At 74.1% G+C, this 5,292-nt stretch carries 4 protein-coding genes; all 4 read left to right on the top strand.

What is annotated here, in order from left to right; all coding sequences use genetic code 11:
* Positions 1 to 421: 421 nt before the first annotated feature.
* The 4 genes from AB0J52_RS26265 to crcB all read left to right on the top strand — a co-directional run bounded on the left by AB0J52_RS26265 (position 422) and on the right by crcB (position 5,047).
* On the top strand, positions 422 to 2,302 hold the full coding sequence (locus AB0J52_RS26265) for a sialidase family protein (protein ID WP_500184952.1): 1,881 nt from the start codon (positions 422 to 424) through the stop codon (positions 2,300 to 2,302).
* An 11-nt stretch (positions 2,303 to 2,313) separates the two neighbouring features.
* A complete protein-coding gene (locus AB0J52_RS26260; RefSeq protein WP_500184951.1) occupies positions 2,314 to 3,888 on the top strand; it encodes a sialidase family protein in 1,575 nt (524 codons plus the stop codon).
* Between the two features lie 245 nt (positions 3,889 to 4,133).
* Positions 4,134 to 4,691 (top strand): fluoride efflux transporter FluC, encoded by a 558-nt coding sequence (locus AB0J52_RS26255; RefSeq protein WP_500184950.1) that lies wholly within the window; start codon positions 4,134 to 4,136, stop codon positions 4,689 to 4,691.
* A complete protein-coding gene (gene crcB, locus AB0J52_RS26250; protein WP_500184949.1) occupies positions 4,688 to 5,047 on the top strand; it encodes a fluoride efflux transporter CrcB in 360 nt (119 codons plus the stop codon). The genes AB0J52_RS26255 and crcB overlap by 4 nt, the downstream gene beginning before the upstream one ends.
* Positions 5,048 to 5,292 lie beyond the last annotated feature (245 nt).

Genomic DNA, 5,292 nt, shown 5'->3' with positions numbered 1-5,292 from the left:
CGACCCGGACGCGTCCTGACCATGATCGGCGAGGCCGGGTTCGCCGGGTACGCCGTCTGCGCGCTCGCCACCGCCGCGCTCGTGGCCGTCCTGCGGATGCGGCGGCGCGGGGCCACGCCGACCGCATGAACCGAAGGCCGGCCGCTTGACCGGGGACCGGCCGCCTGACGGGGCCCGGCCGACTGACGGGGGCCCGGCCGGCTGAGGGGGTCCGGCTGCTTGACGCGGCTCGGCCGTCTGACCAGCGCCGGACGCCGGTGCGGAGGGGCGGCCGGGCCCACTCGGCCGTCCGCTTCCGGACGTGACGCGGTTGACCGGGGTCGGCCACCGGGGCTTGAAGGGGCACGGGAGCAGATCTACGTTCCCTGCGAAGGCCGTGAAGATCTACACGTCTGTAGCGGTGACTCGCCGAGGAGTCCGCATGGGAACACGCAGCCTGGCCGCCGCCGGAACGGCTCTGGTGCTCGGGGCGACCCTGAGCCTCGCCACGCCCGCGGCGCACGCCCAGGGGTTCGGGTACGACAAGCTCACCCCCGTCCAGAAGCGCCACGTGTCCGGCGCGCTCACCGAGGCGCTCGGCCCGCAGCGCGCCGCCCGCAAGGCCGCGCCGGGCGGCCGCCGGGCCGCCGCGCCGGGGTGCTACGGCAGGCGGGGGGCTAACGTCAAGGTCAACCAGAACTGCCAGAACGTCACCGACGAGGCCCTCGCCGGACGCGGGCAGGCGCAGAACGAGACCTGGGTGGCGGTCGACCCGAACGACCCGCGCCGGATCGCCGCGTCCTACAACGACTACCGGCGCGGGGACGGCACCTGCGGCGTGGACCACTCCTCCGACGGCGGCCGCACCTGGGCGGACTCCACCACGCCGAACGGCTTCGTGTCCGGCGCGGCGTTCGGCGGCAAGCCCCGCGAGTACATGCAGTCCAGCGGCGACACCTCGGTCGCCTGGGACACCCGCGGCAACCTCTACCTGAGCTGCCAGGAGTTCAAGCGCGGCAGCGGGGTGTCCCCGGACGCCGACCAGTCCAGCGGCTTCTACGTGTACCGCTCGACCGGCAACGGCGGCGCGTCGTTCGACTTCCCCGGACGGCCCGTCGCGGAGCACGACGACACGGCCGGCGCGGGGAACTACCTGCTGGACAAGCAGCTGATGACGGTCGACGCGCACGTCCGCAGCCCCTACCGCGACCGCGTCTACGTCACCTGGACGACCTTCGCCGAGGACGGCACCGCCTACGTCTACGGGGCCTGGTCCGCCGACTACGGCGAGCACTTCTCCAGCCCCGTCCTGATCAGCGGCGACTCGGCGCTGTGCGGGCAGACCTACGGGATCCCCACCCCGCACGGCCGCTGCAACGACAACCAGGGCTCGCAGCCGGTCGTCGCGTCCGACGGGACGCTGTACGTGACCTGGTCGAACTACAACGTCGCGGAGAACGGCAAGGACAACCGGTTCCAGGTGTTCGCCGCCCGCTCCACCGACGGCGGCGCGACCTTCTCGGCCCCGGTGAAGGCCGCCGACTACTACGACCTGCCCGACTGCGACACCTACCAGGGCGCGGGCCGCAACCCCGGCCGCGACTGCGTCCCCGAGAAGGGCGCGAGTGCGAACTCGGTCTTCCGCGCGACCAACTTCCCCAACATCGCGGTCGACCCGCGGAACCCGCGGCGCGTGGTCGTCACCATCGGCTCCTACGTCAACCGGAACTCCAACGAGGGCAGCGGCTGCACGCCCGCCGGCCTCACGCCCCTCGACGCCGGGCTCGGCAGCCTGTACGACGGCGTGAAGAACGGCGGCTGCAACAACGACATCGTGCTGTCGGCGTCGTCCGACGGCGGCGCGAGCTTCACCGGCACCACCACCGACGTCCGCAAGCTGCCGGTCGCCGGGAACGGCGCCCGCACCGACCAGTTCTGGCAGGGCACGGTGTTCACCCCGCGCGGGACGCTCGTCACCGCCTACTACGACCGGCAGTACGGCGACGACGAGACCACCGGCTTCTCCGACATCACCGTGGCGGCCAGCCGCGACCTGGCGCACTTCACCACCACGCGGGCGACCTCGTCGAGCATGCCGCCGCCGAGCCAGTTCAACGGCCAGTTCTACGGCGACTACATGATGGTCGACGCGTCCGCGACGACCGCCCACCCGGTGTGGTCCGACACCCGCAACCCGGAGCTGTTCCTCTGCCCGGGCACCGCGACCCCGGGCCGTCCGCCGGGGCTGTGCACCGCCCCGGCGGCGAACGCCTCGCCCGCCAACGACGAGGACATCTACACCTCGGCCGTGCCCGTCCACTGAGGAGCGCCCGAATGAGACAACGAAGCCTGACCGCCGCCGGGCTCGCCCTGATCCTGGGCGGGGCGCTGACCGGGGTCGCGTCCGCCGCCCCGGCCTCGGGCGCCGGAGGGCGGGTCAAGGACATCTCGCCCGGCAACCCCTACGCGTCCTGCACGGCCGGGGCCACGCCGCACGGCGTCGTCACGCCCGGGGCCGAGGACGAGCCGTGGGTCGCGGTCGACCGGCGCGACCCGCGCCGCGTCATCGCCGCCTACCAGCAGGACCGCTGGTCGAACGGCGGCGCGCACGGCGTCGCCGCGTCCTACAGCACCGACGGCAGGCACTTCACCAAGGTCCCGCTGCCGTTCAGCAAGTGCGCCCCGGGCGGCCTGGACTACGAGCGCGCCTCGGACGCCTGGGTCGACTTCGGGCCGGACGGCGTCGCCTACTCCAGCGGCCTGGACTTCGACGTCAACAGCCCGCGCAACGGGGTCGGCGCCGCGACGTCCTACGACGGCGGCAGGACCTGGACGCACGTCACCCAGCTCATCGACGACACCGACCCGGCGATCGTGGACGACAAGAACTCGGTCACCGCCGACCCGCGCCACCCCGGCACCGCCTACCAGGTCTGGGACCGGATCGACCAGGTCGCGAGCGGGCCGGGCGCGCACTACGACGGCCCGTCCTACATCTCGATCACCCGCGACCACGGCCGCACCTGGGAGCCCGCACGTCCCTTCGTGGACACCAGCGTGGTCCCCAACTCGCAGACCATCGGCAACGTCATCGTCGCCGACCCGCGCACCGGAACGCTGTACGACTTCTTCGAGTGGCAGACCTACAGCGACCCGACCGCGACCCAGGCCACCGACCTGCACTACGCGGTCGTCACCTCCCGCGACCAGGGCCGCACCTGGAGCAAGCCGACCACCATCGCCCCCGACACCTCGGTGCCGGAGGTCGATCCGAACGCGCCGGACGATCCGGGCAAGGCGCTGCGCGGCGGCGCGAACCTGATCAGCCCCGCGATCGACCCGCGGACCGGCGAGCTGTACGCCGCGTTCGAGGGCTCGGCGTTCACCGGCGGCAGGTACGACGACGTCGAGCTCGTCCACTCCACCGACCACGGCCGGACCTGGTCGGCGCCCGTCCGGATCAACCAGGCCGCCGAGGCCCCCGCGTTCACCCCGTCCATCGCCGTGAACGACCGGGGGCAGCTCGCGGCGACCTACTACGACCTGCGCTACCTGCGGCCCGGCAACACCACGACGCTCCCCACCGCCATGTGGATGGCGACCTTCCCGCGCGGCGGCGGCCACCCGTCCGAGCAGCGGGTCTCCCGGGTGTTCGACTGGCTGCTCGCGCCCTACGCGGGATGGGGCCACTTCCTCGGGGACTACGAGTCCATCGCGGTCAGCGGCGGTACGGCGTTCCGGCCCGTGCTCGTCGCGACCACCGGTGACCCGGCCGACCCGACGGACGTCTACAGCGGCGTCTTCCGGCCCACCTCCGGCCACTCCGGCCCGTCCGGGCCGTCGAGCGCGCACCCGGCGCCGCGCCCGGCCGTCCCGGCGCACCCGAACGCGCACCCGCGCCGGCACTGACCGCCGTCCGGACCGCGCCCGCCCCGGCAGCCGGCCGGGCCGGGCGCTCCCGCGTGTGAGCCGCGCCGCATGCCGGAGGGGGCGGGATTGGCTAGAATGACGTGAGGTTCTCGTGTCGACGAGGCCGCGGCGGTGGGGCCCGCCGCCCCCGGACCGCCCGCCCACGCGGGCGCGGGGAGAACCGCGAAGCCTTTTGCCAACGGTCCCTGCCAGCGTAGTCCGCCATGCCCTGGTAGGAGGAACCGATGTCCGACCCCCGGCTGCCCGTCGATCCCGACGTGGAGCTGAGCGTCCCCGCGCAGCGCCGCGAGCTGCCCCGCGCCCCCTGGACCACCCTCGGCGCGATCTCGGTCGGCGGGATGCTCGGAGCCCTCGCCCGGTACGGCCTCAGCACCGCCTTCCCGCACGGCCCCGGCGGCTTCCCCTGGGCCACCTTCTGGACGAACGTCTCCGGCTGCCTGCTCATCGGCGCGCTCATGGTCGTGATCACCGAGGCGATCCGCCCGCACCCGCTGCTGCGGCCCTTCCTCGGCGTCGGCGTCCTCGGCGGCTTCACCACCTTCTCCACCGCGATGGTGGACGTCCACCAGGCCGCCGGGCACGACGCGCCCGGGACGGCGCTGGCCTACCTCGCCGCGACGCTGGTGTCGGCCCTCGCCGCCGTCTGGACGGGCGTCCGGCTGACCCGCGCGCTCACCGCCACCAGGACCCGCTCCAAGACCGCCGCGCCGGACCGTGCGCCGGACAGGGCCAGCGCACCCGGCGGGGTCCGCGCCTCCGCCTCGAAGGGGGACGTCCGATGACGCTGCTCCTCGTCGCGCTCGGCGCGGCCCTCGGCGCGCCCGTGCGCTACCTGACCGACCGCGCCGTCCAGGCCCGGCACGACTCGGTGTTCCCGTGGGGGACGTTCGCCGTGAACGTCCTCGGCTGCCTGCTGCTCGGGTTCCTCGCGGCCCTCCCGGCCGGGGGCGGCCTGATGGCGCTCGCCGGAACCGGCTTCTGCGGCGCCCTGACCACCTACTCCACGTTCGGCTACGAGACGGTCCGGCTCGCCGAGAGCGGGGCGCGGCCCTGCGCGGTGCTCAACGTCTCCGCGTCGATCGGCGCCGGCCTCGGCGCGGCCTGGACCGGCATGGTCCTCGCGCAGGCCCTCTCCTGACCGCGTCCCGCACGGAGTCCCGCACGGAGTCCCGCACGGAGTCCCGCGCGGAGTCCCGCACGGAGTCCCGCGCGGACGGCGCGGTGCGGCGGGCCTTTCGTGCCGTCCGGTCTCGGCTTTTTGCCCAACCTGTGACGGGTTTTGGGCTTCCCGCCGAGGGCTTGCGGCTACGGGTCCCCTGACGGACGAAGCGGGGAGGAGGCGGGGCGTGGCGCACACGAGGCACGAGCCCGCGTCCCGGCCGG

This window comes from Spirillospora sp. NPDC049652, assembly GCF_040675125.1.
In the GTDB taxonomy this organism is placed as follows: domain Bacteria; phylum Actinomycetota; class Actinomycetes; order Streptosporangiales; family Streptosporangiaceae; genus Spirillospora.
The sequence above is the reverse complement of the archived record's forward strand: the minus strand, read 5'-3'. Positions and strand labels throughout refer to the sequence as shown.